The following is a 24,912-nucleotide window of genomic DNA, read 5'->3' on the forward strand; positions in this document are numbered from 1 at the left end:
GTGGGCCCGCGCCCTCGTGTTTTCGGTGGCGGCCGCCGCCCCCCCCTGCGCCCCCCCCCCCCCCACCCCGCCGGGGGGCCCGCCGCGGGCGGCCCCACGGGTCGATGTGTACGAAGTGCTAGCGCGAGCGGCGCGACAACCGCTCGACGTCCATCAGGACCACCGCACGCGCCTCCAGCCGCAGCCAACCCCGGCTCGCGAAGTCGGCCAGCGCCTTGTTGACCGTCTCCCGCGAGGCGCCGACCAGCTGGGCCAGCTCCTCCTGGGTGAGGTCGTGCGCCACGTGGATGCCCTCGTCGGCCGGCACGCCGAACCGGCGGGACAGGTCGAGCAGCGCCTTGGCCACCCGGCCGGGCACGTCGGAGAAGACCAGGTCGCCCAGGCTTTCGTTGGTCCGCCGGAGCCGACGGGCTATCGCCCGCAGCAGTGCCGCGGCGACCTTGGGCCGACCGGTCAGCCACGGCTGCAGGTCGGAGTGGCCCAGGCCGAGCAGCCGCACGTCGGTCAGCGCGGTCGCGGTCGCCGTACGCGGTCCGGGGTCGAACAGCGACAACTCGCCGAACATCTCGCCCGGGCCGAGCACCGCGAGCATGTTCTCCCGGCCGTCGTTGGAGCTGCGGTGCAGCTTGATCTTGCCCTCGATCACCACGTAAAGCCGGTCGCCCGGGTCACCTTCGTGGAAGAGCGAGTCCCCGCGCTCGAGCCCGACCTCCGTCATGGAGGCCCGCAGCTCGGCGGCGTCCTCATCTTCGAGCGCCGCGAACAGCGGAGCCCGCTGCAAAACGTCGTCCACGAGGTTCCTCCTAGGCCGGCCTGGTCGACACCAATGAAGCCGGACGGTCAAACAGTGCGATCGGTCACAGTCTGACGCACCGGTACCCGCAATCATCACGCGGGGTGGCCTGGATCACGAACGGGCGGATCCACAGTAACCGGACATGTCGCTCCTGTGATCGAGCGTGTGCGGACTGCTCGACCGTAGTGCCCGCGCATCTGCGTACTCTGGCCGGGTGTCGAGCAACGTGACGGAGCCCGCGCCGCGCGGGTCGCGGAGCACCGCGAAGGTCGTGAAAGCCACAAAAGCCGGGAAGGGCGAGTCCCGCCTGGCGCTGGTGCGCCGTGCGCGCCGGATCAACCGCGAACTGGGCGAGATATACCCGGGCGCGCACTGCGAACTCGACTACGGCGACGCGTTCCAGTTGCTGGTCGCCGTGGTGTTGTCCGCGCAGACCACCGACCGCCGGGTCAACACGGTCACCCCGGCGCTGTTCGCCCGCTTCCCCGACGCCGCCGCGATTGCCGCGGCGGAACCGGCGGAGCTGGAGTCGATCATTCAGCCGACCGGGTTCTTCCGGGCCAAGACCCGCTCGGTGCAGGGCCTGGCCCAGGCGCTCCTGGACCGCTACGCCGGCGAGGTGCCGGGGCGGCTCGCCGACCTCGTCACCCTGCCGGGGGTCGGCCGCAAGACCGCCAACGTGGTGCTCGGCGAGGTCTTCGACGTCCCCGGGATCACCGTCGACACCCACTTCGGGCGACTGGCCCGCCGCTTCGGGTGGACCACCGACGACGATCCGGTCCGGATCGAGAAGGAGGTCGGCGCGCTCTTCCCGCGCCGCGACCTGACCCTGCTCTCGCACCGGGTGATCTTCCACGGCCGCCGGGTGTGCCACGCCCGCCGGCCCGCCTGCGGGGCGTGCCCGATCGCGCCGTTGTGTCCGGCCTACGGCGAGGGCGAGACGGACCCGATCAAGGCCCGGGCCCTGCTCAAGTACGAGATGGCCGGACAACCCGGCCAACGGCTCAAGCCGCCGGCCAAACCGGTACTTGCCCAGCCGACCGAGCAGGCCGAGCCGACGCAGGACGCACCGAAAGCACCGAAAGACGAGGGGGACGCCGGGTGACGCAGACCGGGACCGGGATCCAGACGTGGGCCGAGGCCGACCTGCCGGAGTGGCTGCGCCCGGTGGCGCGCGCCGCCCGGTCGGTCAGCCCCGAACAGCTCAGCCGCTTCCTGCCGCCCGCCGAGGGCGGCCGGCGCTCCGCCGTACTGATCCTGTTCGGCGAGGGCCCCGAGGGACCCGACCTGCTGTTGCTCCAGCGTGCCGCGACGCTGCGCTCGCACGCGGGCCAGGCCGCCTTCCCCGGCGGCTCGGTGGATCCGGGCGACGACGGGCCCGAGGGCACCGCGCTGCGGGAGGCGCAGGAGGAGGTGGGGCTCGACCCCGCCGGGGTGCGGGTCTTCGGCCGACTGCCCGACCTGTACATCCCGGTGAGCAACTTCGTGGTCACGCCCGTGCTCGCCTGGTGGCATCAAGAGAGCGAGGTGGCCCCGGGCGCGCCGGAGGAGGTCGCGCGGGTGTTGCGGGTGTCCATCGCCGAACTCGCCGACCCGGCCAATCGGGTCCGGCTGCGGCATCCCGGCGGCCACCTGGGACCGGCGTTCGAGGTGCAGGACCTGGTGGTCTGGGGCTTCACCGCGGGGCTGATCGACCGGGTGCTGCACCACACCGGGTGGGAGCGGCCGTGGGATCCCCGGCGCGAGATCACGCTGTCCGACGCCGAGGACCGACTGGCCCGGCGCGGCTTCGACCCCTACGAGGAGACCGCCTCCGAACCCGAGGCCCGGGACTGATCGGCGCCCAGGCCCTGTCCGACGGATTCCGGCGCGGCCTCGGCGGCACCGATGCGACGCCCCGCCGGCCCGGGCGCGAGAGCGCGCCGGCGGTGTGTCGACAGGGGCTGTGTACGGCTGTGTCACCGGTGTTCGACGAACCGGCACGGCTGCGGACAGCGCGGGCTCGCACGTGAGAACGTGAGCGCGTGAATGTCCTGGACCTGTTGCTGCTCGCCGCCGCGGTGGCCTTCGCCATCTCCGGATACCGGCAGGGCTTCATCGTCGGCGTGCTCTCGTTCCTGGGCTTCATCGGCGGCGGCGTGTTCGGCATGTGGCTGGTGCCCTCGCTGCTGAACCGGTTCGAGCCGGGGCTCGGGCCCTCGATCGCGGCGATCTGCGTCGTGCTCGTGCTGGCCACCGCGCTCCAGGCGTTGACCACCGCGGCCGGCAACCGGTTGCGTCGCCGACTCACCTGGCGACCGGCGCGCCTGGTGGACGCGGCGGGCGGCGCGATCGTGAGCGTGTGCGCGCTGTTGATCGTGGTGTGGCTGATCGGCTCCTCCGTCGCGGGCGCGTCGATGCCCACCGTCTCGCGCGAGGTGCGCTCGTCCCAGGTGCTCGGCGGCGTGCAGAAGGTGTTGCCCCGGGGCGCGGACACGTGGTTCTCCTCGTTCGGCAATCTGCTCGACCGCAACGGCTTCCCGCAGGTGTTCAGTCCGTTCGTGCGCGAGGACATTCCGCAGGTGCCGCCGCCGGACCCCAAGTTGTTGTCGATGCCCGCGGTCCGGGAGAGCCAGGACAAGATCGTCAAGATCGTCGGCACCGCGAAGAGTTGCGGCAAGGTGATCGAGGGCTCCGGCTTCGTCTACGCGCCGCAGCGCGTGATGACCAACGCCCACGTGGTCGGCGGGGTGCGCAAGCCGAACGTGCAGATCGGCGGCGAGGGCCGGGAGTACCCGGCGGAGGTCGTGCTCTACGACTGGAAGCGCGACATCGCGGTGCTCAAGGTGCCCGGACTCAAGGCCACCCCACTGCTGTTCGAGCCCAAGGTGGAGAGCGGCGCGGACGCGATCGTGGCGGGCTTCCCGGAGAACGGCGCCTTCCACGTCGAGGCCGCCCGCGTGCGGGCTCGGATCCAGGCCGGCGGTCCGGACATCTACAAGCGCGGCACGGTCAGTCGCGACGTCTATTCGCTCTACGCGAAGGTCCGCCAGGGCAACTCCGGCGGGCCGCTGATCTCGCCGAACGGCAAGGTCGCCGGGGTGATCTTCGCCAAGTCGCTCGACGACGAGTCCACCGGATACGCGCTCACCGTCGAGGAGGTCCGCGCGGACGCCGAGGCCGGGGCGGTCGCCGACCGCCCCGTGGACACCCAGAGTTGCGCGATGTGACGTCGAACCGACGGGCCGCCGGGGCGCGGCGGCCCGTACCGGGTCAGCGGGGGAAGCGCAGGCGCAACGTCAACCAGCGCGCTCGCCGGCGCAATATCCCCATCAGCCCCGGGAAATGATCCCCCCGGTCGGCAACCGCGCCGACCGGCGCCCCTCGCTCGTGCTCGAACCCTTGGGTACCGGTGGTGTGGATCTCAACCATGAGGGTCTCTGCCGTCTCCGACCGGGTGTCCCCGGCCCCCGCCGCCATGCTCGGAGCGTTGTACGTCCGGCTCATACGGGGGCGCCTACCCGGGCCACCGACGGCGTAATCGCGCCGCCCATCGGGCCGGAAACGATTCCCGAGCCCACTCGGGGTGATCTGTACGGAAGTGTCGGATATGCCCATCGAGATCACACAACGAAGGCCCGAAAGCACTGTCGGAACTTCAACGTTCGGGTTCCGGATCCTTCAACCAGCCCAGCAGTTCCTCGGTGAACATCGCGGGTTGCTCCTCGTGCGGGAAGTGCCCGACGCCGTCCAGCAGTCGCCAGCGGTACGGCGCCTCCACGTAGCGCCCGGAACCGGCCGCGGTGCGCGGCAGGATCACCGGGTCGAGGGCGCCGTGCAGATGCAGCGTGGGCACCTCGACGGGAGCCTTCATCCGGGTCGAGTACTGGATGCCGTCCGGGCGCGGGATGGAGCGGATCAGCCACCGATAGTGCTCGGCCGCGCAGTGCGCGGTGCCCGGCACCAGCATCGCCTGGCGATAGCGGGTGAACGATTCGTCGACCGGCCGGCCCGGCGCCGACCACGCGCGCAGCATGTCGCCCACCATCGCCGCGTCGTCGCGGATCAGTTGCCGCTCGGGCACCCACGGCCGCTGGAAGCCGAAGATGTGCGAACTCGCCGCCATCTGATGACGGTCCGTCAGCAGCGCGCCGCGCAGTTGCCGGGGGTGCGGCATCGACACCGCGACCAGTCGGCGGACCACCTTGGGCCGCAACACCGCGGCGGTCCACCCCAGATAGGCGCCCAGGTCGTGGCCGACCACGATCGCGTCCGGCTCACCGAGCGAGCGGATCACCCCGGTCACGTCCAGGGCCAGGGTGATCGGGTCGTAGCCGCGCGGGGTGCGGTCGCTGCCGCCGTAGCCGCGCAGGTCCATCGCGACCGCGCGATAGCCGGCCCGGGCCAACGCCTGCATCTGGTACCGCCAGGTCCACCAGAACTGCGGGAATCCGTGCAGCAGCAGCACGACCGGTCCCTCGCCCGTCTCGGCGATGTGGAACCGCGCGCCGTTGGCGGCGATGTCGCGGTGCGTCCAGGGCCCGGCCACGTTGACCACGGTGCTCTCGGGAACCGTCATGCCGAGCAGCGTTGCACACTCGCGATCCCACTCCTGTTTCCGCGCCCGGTTTCCCCGGCCCGGGCGCGCCGCGAGGTCAGCCGACGTTCTTGAGCGTGGTGATCGTGTCCTGGGTGGTGGTGATCGTGCGCTCCGGCGGCCGCACCTTCTTGAACGACACGATCCCGTAGTACCCGAGCCCGCCCGCGAGCAGCAGGTAGAAGCCGCCGACGATCAGGAAGCTCCACGCCACACCCAGACCCAGGGCGTGGATTCCGTACACGACCGCGAAGCTCAGGAAGACGAACGCGAACACGCCGACGAAGGCCGCCGCGCCGAACGCGCCGCCGCCCTTCGCGACGTTGACGACGCTGACCTTGACCTCGCTCTTGGCGAGCGCGATCTCGCTGCGGACCAGGGTGGACATGTCCTTGCTGGCGGACGAGAACAGCTCGCCGAGGGATCGTTGTGCGTCGACGGGCACGTCCTGGGCCGGGGACCTGTCGGTGCCTGCCATGGTCACTCCTCGTACCGGTATGGATAAGCCGAACCCCGATCATGCCCTGCTGCGGTGATACGTATCCACCGGGGCACGTCGTACGAGTGTTTCGGATGGGAAACGAAACAATCCGGACTACGCGAGCTTGTCCCGGCGCAGCCCGTCGGCGTCCGTTCGATACACGTCGGGGATGCCGTCGCCGTCGTCGTCGCGGTTCTCCTCGACGCACAGCCGGGCGTAGGTGTTGTTCCGTATCCGCAGTACGACCGTGGCCGCCACGGCGGAGAGCACCGAGCCGACCAGGACCGCGGCCTTCGCCTGTTCGGTCAGCATCGGGTCGTCGGTGAAGGCGAGTTCGCTGATCAGCAGCGACACGGTGAAGCCGATGCCGGCCAGCATGGACATGCCGAACACGTCGGGCCAGGCCAGGTCGTCGCTGAGTTGGGCCCGGGTGAACCGGGCGACCAGCCAGGTGCCGACGAAGATGCCGACCACCTTGCCCGCGATCAGGCCGATCAGGACACCGAGCGTGGGCCGGTGCGTGAACACGTCGCCGAGCACCGGCCCCGAGACCGCGACACCCGCGGACAACAGCGCGAAGATCGGCACCGCCAGACCGGCGGAGACCGGCCGGACCAGGTGCTCGACGTGCTCGGCCGGCGAGGTGTGCTCGTCCCGGTCCGGAACCACCCGCATCAGCAGGCCCATCGCCACGCCGGCGACCGTCGCGTGCACCCCGCTCTCGTGCATCAGCGCCCAGATCACCAGCGCGAGCGGTACGTAGAACCACCAGCCGCGCACCCGCCGGCGCTGGAGCAGCCAGAAGACCACGAGCAGTGCGAACGCTCCGGCCAGGGCGAGGAAGTTCACCGAATCGGTGAAGAAGATCGCGATGATCAAGATCGCGCCCAGGTCGTCCACCACGGCCAGGGTGAGCAGGAACGAGCGCAGCGCGGACGGCAGGCTGGTGCCGATCACGGCGAGTACGGCCAGCGCGAAGGCGATGTCGGTCGCGGTGGGGATGGCCCAGCCGTCCGGCGAGCCGCCGCCGGCGTTGACCGCGAAGTAGAACAGCGCGGGGGTGAGCATCCCGCATCCGGCGGCGACCACCGGCAGGATCGCCTGGGCCGGATTGCGCAGGTCGCCGACCACCAACTCGCGCTTGAGTTCGATGCCGGCCACGAAGAAGAAGATGGCGAGCAGTCCGTCGGCGGCCCAGGTGCTCAGCGACAGGTCGAGGTGCAGTGCCGACGGGCCGAACCGGAAGTCGCGCAGGTCCTGGTAGGCGTTGCTCCACGCGGTGTTCGCCCAGACCACCGCGACCACCGCCGCGAGCAGCAACAGCGCGCCGCCGACCGTTTCGGTGCGCAGCGCGTCGGCGATGAAATTCCGCTCGGCCAGTGTGGACGGACGCCGAAAGAACTTGTTGCGTGGTGCGGACTCGGCACCCACGGGACCTCCAGGTCGGCTGCGGCTCGCGGGCGTATACCGCCCTGCGAAAACGACAAAACAGCGCCGACCAGACTTCCCGGCACGTCTCCCGACGGAGGAGACCCGTGACGCGGGAGCGGTCCGACCCGAACCCGGTCCCCGTCAGTGTATCGACAAGATTTTCGATTCTGCCGAACCGATCCGGGCCACGGCGCGCACCATGACCCGCCGCAGGCGGCAACACGAGGGCCCCGCACCGAGGTTGCGTTCGGTACGGGGCCCTCGTGGAGCAGTGGGTCGCCGGTCGGTCAGTCCTGTCGACGCGTCGGCAGCGCGTTCTCCTCGACAGAGAGCGCCCGGTTCGCGGCGGGCTTGTTCGGGCCCTGCGCGGCGGTGACGATCGAGTTCCAGTCGGCGGGAGTCTGGCCCACGCCCAGTCCCTGGAGCTTGGTGATCACCGCGGGGTCCTGCCCCTCGAGCCAGTCGGTCAGCTGACGGAAGGTCACGCAGCGCACGTCGGCCTTGGTGCAGATCGAGGTCACCGTGTCCCGGACGGCGTTCATGTAGATGCCCCCGCTCCAGTCCTCGAAGTGATTCCCGATGAACAGTGGAGCGCGGTTGGTGGTATAGGCGCGCTGGAATCCGTTCATGTAGAACTCGTGGGCCTCTTTCTCCCACGCGTCCTTCTTGGACGGGTCGTATTTACCGTGCCGCTGCTCCTGTTCGTACATGATGTTGTAGTCCATGGAGAGCTGCGACTTGTTCGCGTCACCCGGCCACGGCAGCGACTGCAGCGGGAAGTCCCAGATTCCGGTCTCCTTGCCGCGCTTGGGCCACACCTGAAGACCGCCGGGCGAACTCGCGTCGTAGCGGAAACCCATCTCCTTGGCCGCCCGCATCAGGTTCGGCTGGCCCTCCAGGCACGGCGCGCGGCCACCGATGAGTTCCTTGCCCGGTGCGTAGTCGAACGGCAGCGGCGGAAGGTCGGCGTAGCCGGTGTTGGTCTTCCAGTTCTGGACGAATTTCACCGCCTGCTCGGTTTCGTTCTTCCAGTCGGCCGGGCTCCAACTCTTGCCGCTCGTGGCGCTGTTGCAGAAGTGGCCGTTGAAGTGCGTACCGACTTCGTTGCCCTTGAGCCAGACCTCGCGCATCTGGATGATCGTGTTGCGCACGGTTTCGTCGGACATGAAGTTGATGTCCGACTGACCCGCGGTGTGCTTCGGCCCGGTGTACATGGCCTTCTTCGTCTTCGGGAGCGTGTAGATACCGCTCAGGAAGTACGTCATCTGGGCCTTGTTCGCCTCGGACACCTTCAGGAATTGCGAAACCAGCTTGTTGCCGTCCTCGGCCGCGCCATCCCACGAGAACACGACGAACTGCGGCGGTTTCTCCCCCGGCTTGAGCTTCTCCACCTTGGGCTGGTTCGGCTGGGGACCGGTGTCGGCGGTCGAGCCGTCACCGATCGGTTTGACCGGACCCCTCGGTTTGTCCGATTCCTTACCCGGATCGCTCGGATTTCCGCTGCCAGGGTTCTTTGCAGAGGAGTTACCGGAATCTTTCCCGTCCTTTGCGAAAACCACGAAACCGATAGCGGCCAGGACTGCGACAACGACGAGCACCGCAGCGCCGCGGACAGTTCGCACAGTTCACCTCTTCCCATGGACATGCCGGACCGGGCTGTATTCCCTATCGATACATACGCACGCCGGGGTCACCCGGTTGCGTGCGTCCCCGGTCCGCTTCCCCGCGTACCCGGGCCGGGATCCGTCGGATCGTCCGGAACGCGTGAGCGCGGACACATCACCGTACGGGGCGTCGGGCCCCGGAAGCGATCCGGCGTCACCCTCCGGTCACGGGTCGGCGCGGAACTCGATCCGCCCGCCGTACATGCCCATCGCACAGGTCCAGTCGACCGTTCCGGGGCGCGGTATGCCCAGGTCGATCGTGGTCTCGCCGGTCACCGGCAGGACCTGCTGCCGGTCGCGCGCGGGCAGCACGAAGCCCCGGGTACAGCCGGTGGTGTGGTCGGTGCGCAACACCAGGACGGTGGGTACGCCGGCCCGGGCCAGCGCGCGGGCCGGGTGGTAACCCTCGTTCGCCACCCGGACGGTGACCCGCTGAACACCGTCGGGCCCCGTGCTCGCCGCCGCGTGGTCGACCGCGCCGCGGGCCGCCGGGCTCCACCAGCCGGCCAGACGCAGTCCGGAGCCGACCGTCCACGCGGCCACCACGAGCACCAACACGCCCAGGGCGGCGGTCAGTCGCCCGCGCAGCACCCGCCCCGACGCGCCGACGAGCAGACCCAGGACGGTGAACAGCGGGATGGTGCCGAGTACGAAACCGGTCAGCACCGCGGCGCCGCCGAGCGCGTTCTGCGAGGTGACGGCGACCAGTTCGGCGCCCAGCGTCACCCCGCACGGGACGAACACGGTGGCCGCGCCCAGGAGCAGCGGGCCGTGCCCGGCGCCGCGGGCCGCGCCGCGCGGCAACAGCCGACCCACGCCGGGCACGCCGAGCATGGCCAATCCGAACAGCACCATCAGCGCGGCGGCGAGGAGCATCAGGATCGCCCGGGTGCTCGGCGCCGGTTGGATCGCGCCGCCGAGCAGGCCGAGCAGTGCGCCCAGGACGGCGTGGGCGACGAGCTTCGCGCCCAGGAAGGCGGCCAGCGCGCGGGGCAGCGGGCGGCGCATGGGGGAGGCGGCGCAGTCGGCGGCCCGGGCGGCCTCGACGGATTCGGCGGGTCCGGCGGGTCCCTTGCGATCGGCGCGATCGGTCGGCCCGGTGGCCGCGATCGGCCCGCACGGGCGGACCGCGCCGACCAGAAGGCCGCCCTGGACCGCTGCACAGGACGCGCCGCCCGCGGCGAACCCCGCGCCGAGCCCGGTCGCGAACAGCGTGAGCACCTGCACGGCACCACCCCCACTCCGGGGAGATTACGGGCCATCACACACAGTGTGGAAGGTGCTCGGTGTGAAACATCTGTTTCACCCATATGGGTGCACATTTTACGTTCTGAAAAGGATAGCCTTACTGTGACGAGGTAAACACTTAGAGTTAAGTTGGCCTATCCGGCCCAAACACTCTGCTTTCGACCCGCGCGCCGCCACCCCTGCGGCAGCCATGCCCGCCATGACATGACTGACATGACTGACCCCGGAGGACACGGACATGCCCGTTGCCCCTGTCACCACGCCCGCGCCGGTTTCCAGGGTCGCGTCCGCGCGGGCCGATCTCGGCGCCTCGCTGGTGGTTTTCCTGGTCGCCGTGCCGCTCTCCCTCGGCATCGCGCTCGCGGCCGGCGCCCCGCTCGGCGCCGGCATCATCTCGGCCGTGGTCGGCGGCATCGTGGTCGGCCTGCTCGGCGGCGCGCCGCTCCAGGTGAGCGGCCCCACCGCGGGCCTGACGGTGATCGTGGCCGGTCTCGTACAGAACTACGGCTGGCGGGTGACCTGCCTGGTCACCGTCGGCGCCGGCATGCTGCAGATCCTGCTCGGCGTGGCCAGGGTGGCCCGGGCCACCCTCGCCCTGTCGCCGGCCGTCGTACACGGCGTCGTGGCCGGCATCGGCGTGGTGATCGCGCTGGCCCAGTTGCACGTGGTCCTGGGCGGCGCGCCGCAACGGTCGGCCTGGGAGAACCTGCGCGAACTGCCCCATCAGATCGCCGACCTGCACACCCCTGCGGTCGCCGTCGGGGTGATCACCCTGGCCCTGCTGCTCGGTTGGCCGCTGCTCGGCCGACTGCCCGGTCGCGGGGCGGCGCTCCGCCGGGTGCCGGCGCCGCTGGTCGCGGTCTCCCTGGCCACCGCGTGCGCGAGCGTGCTGCACTTGGACGTGGCGCGGGTGGACCTGTCCTCGGTCGTGTTCACCACCCCGGTGCTGCCCCCGTCGGGCGCGTGGGGCGCGATCGTGGTCGGCGTGGTCAGCGTGGCGCTGGTCTCCGGGATGGAGTCGCTGCTCTCGGCCGCGGCGGCCGACCGGCTGCACGACGGGCCGCGCGCCCGACTCGATCGCGAACTGATCGGCCAGGGTGTGGGCAACGTGGTCTCCGGTGCGATCGGCGGCTACCCCGTCACCGGTGTGGCGATCCGCTCGGTGACCAACGTGCGGGCCGGCGCGGTCACCCGGGCCGCGACGATCCTGCACGGGGTGTGGGTGATGGTGTTCGTGGCCCTGCTCGGCGCGCTCGTAGAGCGCATCCCGCTCGCGGTGCTGGCCGCCCTGGTGATGGCGGTCGGCCTCCAGATGGTCAGCCTCGCGCACATCCGGCACGTCCACCGTCACCGCGAATTCCCGGCTTACGCCGCGACGATCGCGGGGGTGATCCTGGCCGGGGTGCTCCAGGGTGTGCTGTTCGGCGTGGTGGTCGCGGTGTGCACCGCGCTGTACCGGCTCAGCCGCAGCACCGTGCGGGTCCACCCCGGCGACGGGGTGCTGCACGTGGAGGTGCACGGCTCGCTCACCTTCCTGTCGGTGCCGCGACTGTCGCGCGTGCTCGCCAAGTTGCCGCCCGGGGAGCACGTGGTGATGGACATGACGGTGGACTACCTCGACCAGGCCGCGTTCGAGACCGTGCACTCGTGGCGCGCCGGCTACCTCGCGCGTGGGGGCCGGGTGGACATCGAGGAGATCCACGACGGTTGTTACGAGCGGGCCGCGGGCGGCACCCCGGGGCCCCGGCGGTCCCGATTGACTCCGTCGCCGCGCTGGTTCGCGCCGTGGTGGCACTGGCAGCGCGCGTGTCCGCGCGAGGACGGCACCGCGTCCCAGGCCCTGGTGGCCGGTGCCCGCGAGTTCCGTCGGCGCACCGCGCCCCTGGTCCAGCCGTTCCTGGAACGCCTCGCGCTGGAGGGGCAAAAGCCCGCGCAACTGTTCATCACCTGCGCCGACTCGCGGATCGTGCCGAACCTGATCACCGCGAGCGGTCCCGGCGACCTGTTCACCGTGCGCAACGTCGGCAACCTGGTGCCGCCCGGTGACACCGCCCGGGTCGAGCCGGGCACGGGCGACGCGTCGGTGGGCGCGGCGATCGAGTACGCGGTATCGGTGCTCGGGGTGCGCAGCATCACCGTGTGCGGGCACTCCGGGTGCGGGGCGATGAAGGCGCTGCTCGACAAGGTCGGCTCGGTGCCCGACGCCGGATCGAGGCCCGGTGCCACGCCGCACCTGGACCGCTGGCTGCGCCACGGCGACGCGTCACTGGCCCGTTTCACCGCCGAGCCCGCGCCGACCGTGACCGGTCATATCGTGCCGCCGGTGGAGCAGTTGTGCCTGACCAACGTGGTCCAGCAGCTGGACAACCTGCGCGAGCACACGGTGGTTGCGCAGGCGGTGGCGGCGGGCCGACTGCGGTTGTTCGGGCTCTACTTCGACCTTGCGTCCGCACAGATGTACCTCTACGACGCGGTGCGCGGCGACTTCGGTCCCGTGGATGCGGAACGGGCGGAGTCCGGGGCACTCCCGCAGGTCGTCCCGGCGAGCGCCGAAGATCACACTTTTCCGGCGCTCAATCCCGGGTAGCCGGCCCGTACCCTCGCGCGGTCGGCCACGATGTGTGCTGTGCATCGGAGTGGTCTAAACCAATCTCCGTGCTCCTCTTGCCGGCTCGGGCCGGTCCCTGATGAGCTACGGCAGAGAAGAGACCGCAGCCGCACGGAGGAGTACGCGTGAGCAACGCAGACCGGAACACGGGAGACAAGGCCGGCGAGGCACTGTCGAACCTGCTGCGCGAGGAGCGCCGCTTCGCACCTCCGCCCGCGCTCGCGGCCGACGCCAACGTCAAGGCCGACGCGTACGAACGGGCGGAGGCCGATCGGCTCGGCTTCTGGGCCGAGCAGGCCCGGCGGCTCGACTGGGCGGTCGAGCCGCAGGAGACGCTGGACTGGTCGACGCCCCCGTTCGCGAAGTGGTTCGCCGACGGCAAGCTGAACGTGGCCTACAACTGCGTCGACCGGCACGTCGAGGCGGGCCACGGCGACCGGGTCGCGATCCACTTCGAGGGCGAGCCGGGCGACACCCGCACGCTCACCTACGCCGACCTCAAGCGCGAGGTCTCCAAGGCGGCCAACGCGCTGACCTCGCTGGGCGTCGAGGCGGGCGACCGGGTGGCGATCTACCTGCCGATGATCCCGGAGGCGGTGATCTCGATGCTCGCGTGCGCGCGCATCGGCGCCCCGCACTCGGTGGTCTTCGGCGGCTTCTCCGCGGACGCGGTCTCCTCACGTGTCACCGACAACGACGCGCGGATCGTGATCACCGCCGACGGCGGCTACCGGCGCGGCAAGCCGTCGGCGCTCAAGCCCGCCATCGACGAGGCGCTGACGTCCTGCCCGGACGTGCGCAACGTGCTGGTCGTGCGGCGCACCGGCGGCGACGTCGCGTGGACCGAGGGCCGCGACATCTGGTGGCACGACCTGGTCGACGCGCAGCCGGAGGAGCACGAGCCGCAGCCGTTCGACGCCGAGCACCCGCTCTTCATTCTGTACACGTCGGGCACCACCGGTAAGCCCAAGGGCATCCTGCACACCTCCGGCGGCTACCTGACCCAGGCGAGCTACACCCACCATGCGGTCTTCGACCTCAAGCCCGAGACCGACGTGTACTGGTGCACCGCCGACATCGGCTGGGTCACCGGGCACTCCTACATCACCTACGGCCCGCTCTCCAACGGCGCCACCCAGGTCATGTACGAGGGCACGCCCGACACCCCGCACCAAGGCCGCTGGTGGGAGATCGTGGCGAAGTACGGGGTCACCATCCTGTACACCGCGCCCACCGCGATCCGCACCTGCATGAAGTGGGGCGACGACATCCCCGCCAAGTTCGACCTGTCCTCGCTGCGCATCCTGGGCAGTGTCGGCGAGCCGATCAATCCCGAGGCGTGGATCTGGTACCGCGAGCACATCGGCGCCGGGAAGACCCCGATCGTGGACACCTGGTGGCAGACCGAGACCGGCGCGATCATGATCAGCCCGCTGCCGGGCGTCACCTCCACCAAGCCGGGCTCCGCGCAGCGCGCGCTGCCGGGCATCTCGGCCAAGGTCGTCGACGACACCGCGACCGAGGTCGGCAACGGTGGTGGCGGCTACCTGGTCCTGGACCAGCCGTGGCCGTCGATGCTGCGCACCATCTGGGGCGACGACCAGCGGTTCAAGGACACCTACTGGTCGCGCTTCGAGGACCTGTACTTCGCCGGCGACGGTGCGAAGAAGGACGACGACGGCGACATCTGGCTGCTCGGCCGGGTCGACGACGTGATGCTCGTGTCGGGCCACAACATCTCCACCACCGAGGTCGAGTCGGCCCTGGTGTCGCACCCCAAGGTCGCCGAGTCGGCGGTGGTCGGCGCGACCGACGCGACCACCGGCCAGGCGATCGTGGCGTTCGTGATCCTGCGCGGCAGCGCCTCGGAGTCGGCCGAACTGGTCGCCGAACTGCGCGAGCACGTCGGCAAGGTGCTCGGCCCGATCGCCAAGCCCAAGCGGATCCTGCCGGTGGCGGAGCTGCCCAAGACCCGCTCCGGCAAGATCATGCGCCGCCTGCTGCGCGACGTGGCGGAGAACCGTACGCTCGGCGACGTCACCACGCTGACCGACTCGTCGGTGATGGACCTGATCTCGTCGCAGCTGCCGTCGGCCCCGACGGAGGACTGAGCGGGACGGAGTGGATGCGGGGCGGTCCGTCGTTGGTGGGCGGGCCGCCCCGCGTCGTCGGGATCTGGGCTTCGGGTGGGCGGTTCAGACCGGCGCGGAGATTGCCTGCGGGCCGAGTACGAACGCCGGGTCGACCTGCTCGGCCAGGTCGACACCGGTCTTCGCGTTGGCCCAGCCGCGTGCGTTGCGCAGGTGGAACTCGACCATCTGCGCGGTGTATTGCGCCCAGTCGCGGCGCTCGAAACCGGCGTCGGCGGCGTGCACCAACTCGTCCAGCGCGGCCCGGTTGGCCGGTTCCAGGCTGTCGAAGTCGGGGGAGTGGCCCTTCTCCAGGGCCCGTACGTAGTCGGACTGCACGGTCCAGGTGAGCAGGTCGTCGCCGACGTGCTCGCGCAGGAACTCGACGTCGTCGGGGCCCTGGACCTTGTTGCCGACCACCGCGAGCGCTACGCCCCAGTCGCGGGCGTAGTCGCGGTATTGCCGGTAGACGCCGACACCCTTGCGGGTCGGCTCGGCGACCAGGAAGGTCAGGTCGAACCGGGTGAACAACCCGGAGGCGAACGAGTCCGAACCGGCGGTCATGTCGACCACGAGATATTCGCCCGCGCCGTCGACGAGGTGGTTGAGGTACAGCTCCACCGCGCCGACCTTCGAGTGGTAGCACGCGACGCCGAGGTCGGACTCGGCGAACGGCCCCGTCGCCATCAACCGCAGTCCGGGCAGGCCGGGCACCTCGCGCGCGCACGCCGCGTGGATCGGGTTGTCCTCGGTGAGTCGGATCAGCCGCGAACCCCGGCCCGGCGGGGTGGTCTTGACCATCTGCTCGGTCGAGCCGATCCGCGGGTTGTCGCCGCGCAACCAGTCCTTGATCGTGGGCAGTCGGGCGCCCATCGCGGGCATCGCCGCCGCGGCCTGCTCGTCGAGGCCGAGCGCGGCGCCGAGGTGCTGGTTGATGTCCGCGTCCACGGCGACAACCGGGCGGCCGGCGGCCACCAGATGCCGGATGAACAACGACGAGAGCGTGGTCTTGCCGCTGCCGCCCTTGCCGACGAAGGCGATTTTCACGGCCTCTCCCTTGATATATGAGTTTGACAATCGTTTTCGATAGGATCATCCGTCGCGGACCGTGATCAGGTCAAGTCGGAAAGTAGTCGAAGTGTCGGCCGGGGGGCCGTCGACCGCGTGCGGGCGCGGCCGGGGTCGGTGCGGGCCCGTGTCGCGGGTGATTCCCGGCCCGGCGTAGGGTCGCTCGGGTGAGCACCGCAACCGATCCCCTCGCCGCCCTCGCGCTCCTGCCCGGCGTGCCGGAGTCCGTCGAGGACACCCGCACGGCGGTGGACCGGCTGCTCGGCCACCGCACGATGCGCCGCCGCAGCATGGACATCAGCGCCGAATCCGCGCTCCGGGGTGCGCGGGCCAGTGCCGCCCTGGAGGGCGTCGACTGGTCGCTGGAGGAGATTCGCCGCCGGACCGACTACTCGTCCTCGCTCGACGACGGCGGTGCGGTGGTCGCGGGTGCGTTGCGGCTGTCCGCCGAGATCGGCACGCTCCTCGGTACTTGGGGGCACAGTCCGCTCCAGGTGCTGGCCCGGCTGCACGTGGTCGCCGCGGCCGATGCGGTGCCCGCCGAGGCGCTGGGCCGGCCGCGCCGGGACGACGAGTCCTCGGCCGGGCAACTTCCGGCGGACGAGGTTGCGGCCCGCCTCGACGGGTTGTCCCGACTGCTGCTCGCGCCGTCCGCCGCGCCCGCGATCGTGGTCGCCGCGGTCACCCACGGGGAGATTCTGAGCCTGGCCCCGTTCGGCTGGGGCAACGGGCTGATCGCCCGCGCCGCGCAGCGGATCGTGCTGATCACCCGGGGCCTGGACCCGAAGGGCGCGGCGGTGCCGGAGGTCGGCCACCTGGAACTGGGCGTGGATGCCTACGCCGAGGCGCTGCGGGCGTACGAGAGCGGTACGGCCGAGGGTGTGGCGACCTGGATCCGGCACTGCGCGGAGGCGATGACGTTGGGTGCGCGCGAGAGCGTCGCGGTGTGCGAAGCGGTGATGCGCGGGATCTGACGGCCGGCGGGGTTGCTTCGGCCGGGGGCGGCTCGGGGCGGGGCGGCTCGGGTGGGCGCGGCCCGGCTCGGTGCGGTTCGTTGCGGGTGTTTCGGGTTCGGACGTACGAGACGGCGGCGCCCGTGAGGACGCCGCCGCTTTGTCACTCCCGCCGAGGTATCAGGCGTGTACCCGTTATGACGATCGGCCCCGGCATGCGCATCCACGGGGGGAAGAACATGCAGGTTGTCCGACGCGTTCGGCCCCTACGAGGGTCGGTCGCACGTGGGTTCCCGGCGGTCGTGCTCGATCCGTCTCGGCCACCCGGGTGAGCGGGGGCCGTACGGGCCGTTGGTCCCTTTTCTAGTGGGTTGCCGAGAGGAGGGGAACCCCTGACCCAAGATCTTTACTTTCGGCCTTTGTCGGATTTGCTCCGCTGTCGATGATCGTCGGGTGCCGCCGCGGCCTTGACCTTTCGGTCAGCGGCGCTTCCTGGCGAGGTACCAGACGAAGCCGGCGGCAGTGGCGCCCGCGCCGATCGCGGTCGCGGCGAGCACGGGGCGCGAGGGTACCGAGAGGCCGGGCACCCGCTGGCGCAGCGCCACGGGGCGGCTGAAGACCAGTACGGGCCACCCGCGGGCGGTCGCCTCGCGACGCAGGCCGCGATCCGGGTTGACCGCGTACGGGTGGCCGACCTCCAGGAGCATCGGCAGGTCGGTGATCGAATCGCTGTACGCGTAGCAGGAGGTGAGGTCGTAGCCCTCGGTGCGGGCCAACTCCTTGACCGCCGCGGCCTTGTTGGGCCCGTACGCGTAGAAGTCGATCTCGCCGGAGTAGTGGCCGTCCTCGACCACCATCCGGGTGGCCACCACGCGGTCCGCGCCGAGCATGTCGCCGATCGGCTCGACCACTTCGGCCCCGGAGGAGCTGACGATCACCACGTCGCGGCCGGCCGCGTGGTGTTCCTCGATCAGCGACGCGGCCTCGTCGTAGATGATCGGGTCGATCATGTCGTGCAGGGTCTCCGCGACGATCTCGCGCACCTGCTGCACGTCCCAGCCGCGACACAGCGCGGACAGGTATTCGCGCATGCGCTCCATTTGGTCGTGATCCGCGCCGCCGACGAGGAAGACGAACTGGGCGTAGGCGCTCTTGAGGACGGAGCGGCGATTGATGAGTCCGCCGTGGTAGAAGGATCTACTGAACGCCAGCGCACTGGACCTGGCGATGATGGTCTTGTCGAGGTCGAAGAAGGCTGCTGTCCGCTTCGGCGCCTGGGTTTCCACAGTTCACGAGGATAAGGGCAGCCATTCGGCGTAAACTCCGCGTCGTGGGTTTGCTAGAGAACCCCCTCGGGTACATCCTGGAAGTCACGGATCGTTCGCGACCGTGCTAACCCGGTCCGACTCCTCCCCCCCCGAGTCGGCCGCGGAGACGACCCCCGCTCTCCCCCCCGGCGGGGGTCGTCGCTTGTCCGGGGGCTTTTTTGCGTCCCGATGCGGGTGGGCGCGGGGTTGTGTTCGAGTGGTCGCCGGGGTGGTAATCCCCGATGCCGGTCGGTTCTCTCGTGATTGTCGGCGGTTGCTTGGCTGCGCTTCGTTGTGGGGAATCGGGTGGGGCTTTCGGAGTGGGGCCGGGGCCGGGGCCGGGACCGGTGCCCGGGACCGGGGCCTGGGTCGTGCCGTGGGGTGGGTGGGGGTGCGGGCCTTGTGGTCGGGGCCTGGGTCGGGGGTGGCGCCGGAAACGGCTCGGGTGTCCCTCACACGAGTGAATCCGTAATCCACAGTCGCGGGCTTGTCCACAGGTGGGAACCACCCGCTCGGCGGAGCGCGCGATCGCCGCGACGGTTGGGGTCAGTTCCCGGGAGGGCCGGTGCGGCCGGACCTCCCCGACCCCTGGAGGTTCCGTGGCAGCGCTTTCCCCACCTCGGCCGGCTCGTCCGCTCCTGGTGACCGGCGATCCGGCCCTGCTCGACGAACTCCTGCGGCTGTGCGCGGTGGCCGGGATCGAGCCGGAGGTGCAACCGGACGCGGGCGCGGCGCGGGCCGCCTGGCCGGGGGCGCCGTTGGTGATCGTCGGCGACGACGTGACGCCGGGATTGGCCCGGTGCGGGCTGCCGCGCCGCGAGGACGTGGTGCTGATCGGCGACGACCTGGACGACGGCGACGTGTGGCGGCGGGCGGTGGACGTCGGCGCGGATCATGTGGTGTTCCTGCCCGACGCGGAGCACTGGATCGTCGATCGCTTGGGCGATGTCGCCGAGGGCACCGGGCCCGACGCGCACACCATCGCGGTGCTGGGTGGGTGCGGCGGCAGCGGGGCCAGCACGCTGGCCTGTGCGCTCGGGGTGGCGGCGGTGCGGACCGGACTGGCCACCGCGCTGGTGGACGTGGACCCGCTGGGCGGCGGCCTCGACGTGCTGCTCGGCGGCGAGGACGAGAGCGGGCTGCGCTGGTCCGATCTGGCGAGCGCGCGCGGGCGGATCGACGGGGGCGCGCTTTCCGATGCGCTGCCGCACCTGCACGGGTTGACCGTGCTGTCCTGGGACCGGGACAGGCCGCCCGCGATCCCGCCGGAGACGGTCCGCTCGGTGGTGCGGGCGGTGCGCAGACGACACGACGTGGCGGTGCTCGACGTGCCCCGGCATACCGACCCGGGGGCGGCGGAGGCGCTGCGGTTGTGCGACACGGGGCTTTTGGTGGTGCCGGCCGAGGTGCGGGCGCTGGCCGCGTCGGCGCAGGTGGCGGGCCGGGTGGGCTCGATGGTGCGCGATCTGCGGGCGGTGGTGCGGCAGCCGAGTTCGTCGGGGCTGACCTCCGAGGCGGTCGCGCGGGGCCTGGGGTTGCCGCTCGCGGGGGAGTTGCGGCCGGAGGCGGGGTTGGCGGCGGCCACCGAGCGGGGTGATCCGCCGGGGCTGCGCTCGCGGGGGCCGTTGGCCCGGTTCTGTCGGGACTACCTCGCGGGCAATCCGGCCGGCGTGGCGCGGGAGGCGGCGTGAGCGCGCGCGAGGTGCCGCCGATGCCGCCGTTTCCGCCGCCGGGCGCGCCGCCGCTGCCGCCGAGGGGTGTGCGGTCGGGCCGGGTGCCGCAGCCGCCGCCGTGGCCGGTGCCGGCGCCGCCGGTCGGGGGTACCGGGGTCTTCTCCGCACCGCCGCCGCGACCTGTCGCGGTGCCGGTCGCGGCGGCCGGGCCGGTGATCGCTCCGGCGCCGGATCCGGAGTTGGTCGAGGCGGTGCGGGCGCGGTTGGCCGCCGGTGGGCACGAGCCGACGCCCGCGGCGGTGGCCGCGGCGCTGCGGGCCGAGGGGCGGGTGCTCGGCGAGGCGGCGTTGCCGGACCTGGTTCGGGCGCTGCGGTCGGAGATCGCCGGGGCCGGGCCGTTGGACGTGCTGCTGCGCGACCCCGAGGTGACCGATGTGCTGGTCAACGCGCCCGACGAGGTGTGGATCGATCGGGGCGCGGGCCCGCAGCGCACGGCGGTGACCTTCGCCGACGACGCTGCGGTGCGGCGGTTGGCCCAGCGGTTGGCGAGCGGGGTCGGGCGGCGGTTGGACGACGCCTCGCCGTATGTGGACGCCACGCTCGCCGACGGTGTGCGGCTGCATGCGGTTTTGCGGCCGGTGGCGGTGCGGGGGACGTGCCTGTCGTTGCGGGTTCCTCGGCGTACCTCGCTCGGGGTGGCCGACCTGGTGCGGGCCGGTTCGTTGTCGCCGGCGGCGGCCGAACTGCTGTGTGCGGTGGTCTCGGCGCGGGCCGCGTTCCTGGTCTCGGGTGGCACCGGTTCGGGCAAGACCACGCTGCTCGGGGCGCTCCTTGGGTGTGCGCATCCGGCCGAACGGCTGCTGCTCGCCGAGGACTCGGCCGAACTGACGCCGCGTCACCCGCATGTGGTGCGGCTGGAGTCGCGGCCGGCCAACGTCGAGGGCGCGGGCGAGGTGACCCTGCGCGATCTGGTCCGCCAGGCCCTGCGGATGCGGCCGGACCGGCTCGTGGTCGGCGAGGTGCGGGGGGCCGAGGTGGTGGAGCTGCTCGCGGCCCTGAACACCGGGCACGAGGGCGGCTGCGGCACGGTGCACGCGAACTCGGCGGCCGATGTGCCTGCGCGGTTGGAGGCGTTGGGGGCGTTGGCCGGGCTGGGTCGGGACGCGGTGCACAGCCAGTTGGCGGCGGCGCTCGATCTGGTCGTGCATGTGGTGCGCGAGCGCGATGGGCTGCGGCGGGCGGCCGAGGTCCATGTCCTGGAACGGGACACGGCGGGCTGGGTGCGACCGGTCCCGGCGGTGAGCTTCGAACGCGCCGGTGGCTGCCGCCCGGGACCGGGCCACGGCAGGTTGGCCGCGCTGCTGGCCGGGTGGTGGCGCGGGTGACGACGGTCGCGGTGGGCGGCGGCCTCGGGGGCGGAGGGTCGGCCCGACTCGGGTGTCCTCAAACGCCGGACGGGCTGGAGGGCGCTGTGTTCGCCGGTTCGGGTGGTGGTTCCCGGGGTCTGCCGCGGGCGTTCTCAAGCGCCGGGCGGGCTGGAGGGGGCCGGGTTCGGGTGGTGGTTTTCGGGGGCTTGCGGTGGGTGTCCTCAAGCGCCGGGGTTTTGTGGCGATTCGGTGGGGGTGGGGTGGGTGATTTTGGTGGTGGTGGGGGCGGTTGGGGTTGGTGGGTTGGTGTGGTGGTCGATGGCTCGGGTGGGGCCCGGGCGGTTGGCTGGGGTGTTGGGGGTCGCGGGCGGCGGGTCGGGTGGGCGGTGGGTGGCTTGGGTGGGGGTGGTGGGGCGCCATCGGGTGGTTGCGGCGGTGATGGCTGCGGGGGGCTTGGCGGCTTTGGGGTTGGGGTCGGTGGTGCCTGTGCTGCTGGCTTTGCCGGGGGCCTGGGTGGTGCGGCGGCGGCGGGATCGGGCCCGGCGCGAGCGCGATGCCGGGGCGGTGCGTTGTGGCGTGGTGCGGCTGTGTGCGGCGCTGGCGGGGGAGTCGCGGGCCGGGCGCACGCCGGCGCAGGCGTTGGCCGCCGCGGCGCATGCCGTGGACGGGCCGATCCTGGCGGTGGTGGGCGAGGCGATCGGGACCGCCCGGGTGGGTGGCGACGTGCCGGATGCGCTGGATCGCGCGGCGGCCGTGCCCGGGGCGGCCGGGCTGCGCCGGATCGCCGCCTGCTGGCGGATCGCGACCGGGCGAGGCGCCGGGTTCGCACCGGCCCTGGAGCGCATCGCGGCGGGTCTGCGGGCCGAGGAGGACGCGCACGAGGAGGTGATCGCCGAACTCGCCGGGGCCCGCTCGACCGCGCAGGTCCTGGCCGGGCTGCCGGTGTTCGGCCTGTTCCTGGGCGGCGCCCTGGGGGCGCGGCCGGTGGAGGTGTTGTTGCGCACGCCGGCCGGGATCGGGTGCCTGTGCGCGGGGCTGACCCTCGTGGTGGTCGGGCTGGAGTGGACCGATCGCCTGGTGGCCCGAGCAGGTCCGGTGCCGGGATGAGCGCGGTGGCGGTGTTGGTGGCGGTCGTCGCGGCGGCGGGTGGCGCGGCGGGCGCGGTGCGCGGGCGGGGTCCGGAGTTCCGCCGGCCGTCGGCGCGGGGGCGGGATCCGGCGCTCGGTCGGCGGGTCGCGGCGGGGCTCGGCGGGGTGGCGGTGTTCGTGGTGTTCGGCGGCTGGCCCGGGGGTGTGGCCGGGCTCGTGGTGGCGGTCGTCCTGGAACGGCGACTGACCGGCCTGGAGTCGCGGTCGGGACGGGCCCTGCGGGATCGGCTGCGGGCCGATCTGCCGCCCGCGGCCGACCTGTTCGCGGCGTGCCTGGTGGCGGGCAGCACACCGGCGGACGCCGCCGAGGCGGTTGCGCACGCGGTCGGCGGGCCGCTGGCGGGGCGACTGCGGCCGATCGTGGCCTCGTTGCGGCTCGGCGGCGACCCCGGGCGGTGCTGGTTGGGGCTGACCGACGATCCCGTGCTCGCGCCGCTGGGGCGGGTGTTGGCCCGGGCTGCGACCGGTGGTGTGCCGGCGGCGGTCCTGGTGGCGGGGATGGCCGACGAGCAACGGGCCGAGCAGCGCCGGACCGCGACCGCGGCCGCGCGCCGGGTGGGGGTGCGCGCCACCGTTCCACTCGGATTGTGCTTCCTGCCCGCCTTTCTGCTGGTCGGGGTGGTCCCGATCGTGATCGGGCTGGGCACGTCGCTGCTGCGGGCGGGGTGAGTCGGCGGGTGTGTCCGAAGTGCACATTTTTATAGACGTTTCATGCAGGTTTCATGTAGGTCCGTATCGATGAGGGGGGACTCATGCGCATGTCGATTCCGAGCGCACGTCGGGTGTGGTCGTGGCTGCGTGTCGACACCGGGATGACGACCGCGGAATACGCGGTCGGTACGGTCGCCGCGGTGGCGTTCGGCGCGGTGTTGTTCAAGATCGTGACCAGCCCGGGGGTCGCCGCGGCGCTCGCCCGGGTGATCACCAAGGCACTCGATGTCTCGTTCTGAGGCTCGTGCGGGGTGGGGGCTTCGCGGGGCGGACGGATTCGTGACCGCGGAGACCGCCGTGGTGTTGCCGGTCCTGGTGGTGTTGACCGCCGTGCTGACGGCCGGGATCGGGGCCGCCACCGCGCAGATCCGCTGTGTGGACGCGGCGCAGGCCGGGGCTCGGGCGCTGGCGCGGGGCGAGCCGACCGAGGTCGCGGTGGCGCGGGCCGCGGCCGTCGGGCCGGCCGCTGCGCGGACGGGGGTGTCCGGTGGGGACGGTCTGGTGCGCTTCCGGGTCACCGCCGAGGTCGGTGTGCCGGGTGCGGCCTGGGCCGGGGTCACGTTCCACGTGGAACATACGGCGGTGGCGGCTGTCGAGGCGGAGGCGCCGCCGTGAGGGGAGGCCGGTCGGGCCAGGAGGGTTCGGCCACCCTGTGGGTGCTTGCGTTCGCGCTGATCCCGATGTGCGCGGCGGCGTTCGTCTTCGCCTTCGCCGGAGCGGTCGCGGCCCGACACCGCGCCGGTGCCGCCGCCGACCTGGCCGCGCTGGCTGCCGCGGCCCGATCCGTCGCCGGGTCCGGCCCCGACGAGGCCTGCGCCCTGGCCCGCCGAGTGGCCCGAGCCCAGCACACGGACCTGACGAGCTGCCGGCTCACCAACGGCTTCGCCGAGGTCCGCGTATCGGCCCCCACCCGAATCGGCACAGCCCAAGCCACCGCCCGAGCCGGCCCAGCCACCCCCACACCCCCACCAGACCCCCCAAGCAGCCCTTGACCCACCCCACCCGCCCAGAGAAGCCCCCACCAACCCAAGCGCCCCCCACGGGGCCGGCCCACCCCGCCGCACCCCACACGGCACAAGCCGACCCCACCTGCCCGGCCCGTCCCACCTGCCTGCCCCTGCCCGGCCCCGCCCACCCGTCTGCCCGCCCCGCTCCGCCCCCACCTGGCGTCCACGCGGCCCGGACCGGCTTACCCGTTCGCCCATCCCTGCCCGGCCGGCCGGCCGCCCGGCCCACGCACCGGGCCTGCTCGTCTCGCGCGGCGCGCCCACCCGTCTGACCGGCCCGGCGCCCGCCCGACCCTGATCGACTCGCCTGTTCGGCTGACCCGGCGCGCACCCGACCGCCCGGCCGGCGTGTCCGCCCGGGCGGCCCGTCCTGCCTGGCAGGCCCGGCGCGCCCACCCCGTCTGGCGCCCGCCCGACCCTGATCGGCTCGCCTGTTCGGCTGACCCTGTCTGCCCCGCCCACCCACCGGGCCTGTTCGTCCCACCCGACGCGCGCCCACCCGTCTGGCCGGCCCGACCCCGGTTGGCCCGTCTGTTCGGCTGACGCCCTCCACCCTGACCGCCCGGTTGGCCCGGCCGGCCCGTTCTGCCCGCCCCGCCTGGCGCCCGCCCGGTCCGGACCGACCGGCTTGCCCATTCGGCTGACGCTGTCCGCCCCGCCCGCCCGGCCCACCCGCCGGACCTGCCCGTCCCGCCCGGCGCGCCCACTCCGTCTGGCCGGCCCGGCGCCTGCCCGACCCTGATCG

General features: G+C 72.2%; 21 protein-coding genes. 13 read left to right on the forward strand and 8 right to left on the reverse strand.

Features of this window, described 5'->3' with window-relative positions; genetic code table 11:
• Positions 1-118 precede the first annotated feature (118 nt).
• Positions 119-793 carry a Crp/Fnr family transcriptional regulator gene (locus ACWGR4_RS10600; RefSeq protein ID WP_078976497.1) on the reverse strand — a complete coding sequence of 225 codons (675 nt, stop codon included), beginning with the start codon at positions 791-793 and terminating at the stop codon, positions 119-121.
• Positions 794-1,010: 217 nt separating this feature from the next.
• Here ACWGR4_RS10600 and nth point away from each other — a divergent pair, with 217 nt between their 5' ends.
• The 3 genes from nth to ACWGR4_RS10615 all read left to right on the forward strand — a co-directional run bounded on the left by nth (position 1,011) and on the right by ACWGR4_RS10615 (position 4,005).
• Positions 1,011-1,901, forward strand: coding sequence for an endonuclease III (gene nth / locus ACWGR4_RS10605; protein ID WP_379998890.1), 891 nt, complete (start codon positions 1,011-1,013; stop codon positions 1,899-1,901).
• Positions 1,898-2,632, forward strand: coding sequence for an NUDIX hydrolase (locus tag ACWGR4_RS10610; RefSeq protein WP_379998892.1), 735 nt, complete (start codon positions 1,898-1,900; stop codon positions 2,630-2,632). The genes nth and ACWGR4_RS10610 overlap by 4 nt, the downstream gene beginning before the upstream one ends.
• Positions 2,633-2,820: 188 nt before the next feature.
• Entirely contained in the window at positions 2,821-4,005 is a 1,185-nt protein-coding gene (locus ACWGR4_RS10615) for a MarP family serine protease (protein WP_379998894.1), read from the forward strand.
• A 428-nt stretch (positions 4,006-4,433) separates the two neighbouring features.
• On the opposite strand, the gene ACWGR4_RS10620 is transcribed toward ACWGR4_RS10615, so the two are convergent.
• From ACWGR4_RS10620 to ACWGR4_RS10640, 5 genes are all read right to left on the reverse strand, one after another.
• A complete protein-coding gene (locus ACWGR4_RS10620) occupies positions 4,434-5,354 on the reverse strand; it encodes an alpha/beta fold hydrolase (protein ID WP_379998896.1) in 921 nt (306 codons plus the stop codon).
• Between the two features lie 76 nt (positions 5,355-5,430).
• Positions 5,431-5,850, reverse strand: a complete 420-nt coding sequence (locus ACWGR4_RS10625) for a phage holin family protein (protein ID WP_379998898.1) — start codon at positions 5,848-5,850, stop codon at positions 5,431-5,433.
• A gap of 117 nt (positions 5,851-5,967) precedes the next feature.
• The gene (gene nhaA, locus ACWGR4_RS10630) at positions 5,968-7,284 is read right to left on the reverse strand and encodes a Na+/H+ antiporter NhaA (RefSeq protein WP_452130113.1); all 1,317 of its coding nucleotides are present in this window, start codon (positions 7,282-7,284) and stop codon (positions 5,968-5,970) included.
• A 287-nt stretch (positions 7,285-7,571) separates the two neighbouring features.
• A complete protein-coding gene (locus ACWGR4_RS10635; protein ID WP_379998902.1) occupies positions 7,572-8,906 on the reverse strand; it encodes a polysaccharide deacetylase family protein in 1,335 nt (444 codons plus the stop codon).
• 207 nt (positions 8,907-9,113) lie between these two features.
• The gene (locus ACWGR4_RS10640) at positions 9,114-10,175 is read right to left on the reverse strand and encodes an urease accessory protein UreH domain-containing protein (protein WP_452130114.1); all 1,062 of its coding nucleotides are present in this window, start codon (positions 10,173-10,175) and stop codon (positions 9,114-9,116) included.
• A gap of 259 nt (positions 10,176-10,434) precedes the next feature.
• Here ACWGR4_RS10640 and ACWGR4_RS10645 point away from each other — a divergent pair, with 259 nt between their 5' ends.
• A complete protein-coding gene (locus ACWGR4_RS10645; RefSeq protein ID WP_452130115.1) occupies positions 10,435-12,783 on the forward strand; it encodes a SulP family inorganic anion transporter in 2,349 nt (782 codons plus the stop codon).
• Positions 12,784-12,929: 146 nt separating this feature from the next.
• Entirely contained in the window at positions 12,930-14,915 is a 1,986-nt protein-coding gene (gene acs / locus ACWGR4_RS10650) for an acetate--CoA ligase (protein WP_452130116.1), read from the forward strand.
• 84 nt (positions 14,916-14,999) lie between these two features.
• On the opposite strand, the gene ACWGR4_RS10655 is transcribed toward acs, so the two are convergent.
• Positions 15,000-15,980, reverse strand: coding sequence for an ATP-binding protein (locus tag ACWGR4_RS10655; RefSeq protein ID WP_452130117.1), 981 nt, complete (start codon positions 15,978-15,980; stop codon positions 15,000-15,002).
• Between the two features lie 188 nt (positions 15,981-16,168).
• Between ACWGR4_RS10655 and ACWGR4_RS10660 the strand changes: the two genes are divergently transcribed.
• Positions 16,169-16,975, forward strand: a complete 807-nt coding sequence (locus ACWGR4_RS10660; RefSeq protein WP_126639193.1) for a Fic family protein — start codon at positions 16,169-16,171, stop codon at positions 16,973-16,975.
• Between the two features lie 458 nt (positions 16,976-17,433).
• Here the strand turns inward: ACWGR4_RS10660 and ACWGR4_RS10665 are convergent, their stop codons facing one another.
• Positions 17,434-18,240 carry an HAD family hydrolase gene (locus tag ACWGR4_RS10665; RefSeq protein WP_379998912.1) on the reverse strand — a complete coding sequence of 269 codons (807 nt, stop codon included), beginning with the start codon at positions 18,238-18,240 and terminating at the stop codon, positions 17,434-17,436.
• A gap of 620 nt (positions 18,241-18,860) precedes the next feature.
• On the opposite strand from ACWGR4_RS10665, the gene ssd reads away from it, so the two are divergent.
• The 7 genes from ssd to ACWGR4_RS10700 all read left to right on the forward strand — a co-directional run bounded on the left by ssd (position 18,861) and on the right by ACWGR4_RS10700 (position 24,152).
• A complete protein-coding gene (ssd, locus tag ACWGR4_RS10670; protein WP_452130118.1) occupies positions 18,861-19,952 on the forward strand; it encodes a septum site-determining protein Ssd in 1,092 nt (363 codons plus the stop codon).
• Positions 19,949-21,319, forward strand: coding sequence for a TadA family conjugal transfer-associated ATPase (locus ACWGR4_RS10675; protein WP_452130119.1), 1,371 nt, complete (start codon positions 19,949-19,951; stop codon positions 21,317-21,319). The genes ssd and ACWGR4_RS10675 overlap by 4 nt, the downstream gene beginning before the upstream one ends.
• 459 nt (positions 21,320-21,778) lie before the next feature.
• Positions 21,779-22,408 carry a type II secretion system F family protein gene (locus ACWGR4_RS10680; protein ID WP_379998918.1) on the forward strand — a complete coding sequence of 210 codons (630 nt, stop codon included), beginning with the start codon at positions 21,779-21,781 and terminating at the stop codon, positions 22,406-22,408.
• Positions 22,405-23,118 (forward strand): type II secretion system F family protein, encoded by a 714-nt coding sequence (locus ACWGR4_RS10685; RefSeq protein WP_452130120.1) that lies wholly within the window; start codon positions 22,405-22,407, stop codon positions 23,116-23,118. The genes ACWGR4_RS10680 and ACWGR4_RS10685 overlap by 4 nt, the downstream gene beginning before the upstream one ends.
• Positions 23,119-23,201: 83 nt before the next feature.
• Complete coding sequence (locus tag ACWGR4_RS10690) at positions 23,202-23,399, forward strand: DUF4244 domain-containing protein (RefSeq protein WP_379998922.1); 198 nt, start codon at positions 23,202-23,204, stop codon at positions 23,397-23,399.
• 40 nt (positions 23,400-23,439) lie between these two features.
• Complete coding sequence (locus ACWGR4_RS10695; RefSeq protein ID WP_452130121.1) at positions 23,440-23,775, forward strand: TadE family type IV pilus minor pilin; 336 nt, start codon at positions 23,440-23,442, stop codon at positions 23,773-23,775.
• Positions 23,772-24,152 (forward strand): Rv3654c family TadE-like protein, encoded by a 381-nt coding sequence (locus tag ACWGR4_RS10700; protein ID WP_379998926.1) that lies wholly within the window; start codon positions 23,772-23,774, stop codon positions 24,150-24,152. The genes ACWGR4_RS10695 and ACWGR4_RS10700 overlap by 4 nt, the downstream gene beginning before the upstream one ends.
• Positions 24,153-24,912: the final 760 nt, after the last annotated feature.

This window comes from Embleya sp. NPDC055664 (genome assembly GCF_053618075.1).